Source organism: Flavobacterium sp. HJJ (assembly GCF_015351475.1).
Taxonomy (GTDB): Bacteria; Bacteroidota; Bacteroidia; order Flavobacteriales; family Flavobacteriaceae; genus Flavobacterium; species Flavobacterium marginilacus.
Window position 1 is genome coordinate 1 of the sequence record NZ_JADKPR010000064.1, and the last position, 1,305, is coordinate 1,305.

The 1,305-nt window shown below is 45.0% G+C and carries 1 protein-coding gene; it reads left to right on the forward strand.

Annotated elements, in window-relative coordinates:
• The coding region (locus IRZ80_RS20720; RefSeq protein ID WP_194644260.1) for a SprB repeat-containing protein at positions 1 to 1,305 on the forward strand (1,305 nt) is incomplete at both ends.

The window sequence follows — 1,305 nt, forward strand, 5'->3', positions numbered from 1 at the left end:
GCTGGAGATTACACGTTCCAGGTGACGGACGCCAATGGCTGTTTCTACCAGGAACTGTATACAGTAAAAGCAGTAACACCTATTGCTATAGCAGGATCAGTGACCAATGGTATTTCATGTAATGCTGCCAATGGCATCAATACAAATGGTTCAGCCTCATTTACAGTTACAGGAGTATCACCAGCCTCTACATATAAATATGATATTAACGGAGGATCTGTAACCACAGGGCAGACAGCTTCTGTTATTACCCTTCCATCACTTGGAGCAGGAGTTTATGTAGTAACTGTTACCGATGAAACGACACTTTGTACGAGCTTTGCCTCAGTAACACTTGCAGAACCGGCATTGATTGCTTTCACGGCAGCTGCTTCAAAAGTATACTGTTCAGAAGATATTTCGCAGATTACGATAAGCGGTGTCAGCGGCGGAAGCGGCGTTTACAGCTATGCAGCAGTAAAAGCAGGCGATCCTGCTCCAGCAGTCTACAGCACTGCTCCAGCAGTTTCTGTAGATACGGATCTTACAGTATTGTCATGGGATGTTTATGTAAAAGATGCAGCAGGCTGTATTGTGATGCAGACAGTTGGAGTTCCATCTGATGCAGCTCCGGCAGTTAAGGCATTGCCAATACCAGCGCAGTGTTTTACAGGTTCGCCACTGACAGTTGATCTTTCACTTTATTTTGATGCACCGGCAGGCGGAGCAGTCTATACTGTAAACGGATCGGATATATCAGGTACAAGTGCAGTGCTGAATGCTTCAGGCAGTTATACCTTTGGAGTAAGAGACGCCAATGGCTGTACAGTTACAACACCATATACTGTAAATCCACAGCTTGGTATTGATGCTGTTCTGGTAAGCGATCTGACATGTCTTGCACCAGCCTCTATTAGCTTTACACTAAAAGCCGGAAGCGGTTCGTATACAGCTTATGAGGTTTCCTATAATGGGAATGCTTATGCAGCGGCAGTTTCACCAGACAGCTATAATTTTGCAGGCACTTATAAATTCAGAGTAACCGACAGCCAGGGCTGTAAGGCAGAGTCTAATGATGTGATTGTAACACCAAAAACAGTTCCATCTTTCACAGTATCTCAGGTTAATGTAAGCTGTTCAACAGGCACAGACGGCAGTATTACAGTAATTCCAGCAGATGGAATTGCGCCTTATACATTTGCATTATCAGGAGCAGTTTCAAATCACACAGGCGATGCATCAGGCATCTATACAGGCCTGCCAGCAGGAAGCTATACAATGATTGTTACAGATGCCAAGGGATGTGCTTCAGCAGCTGCAGCAGCA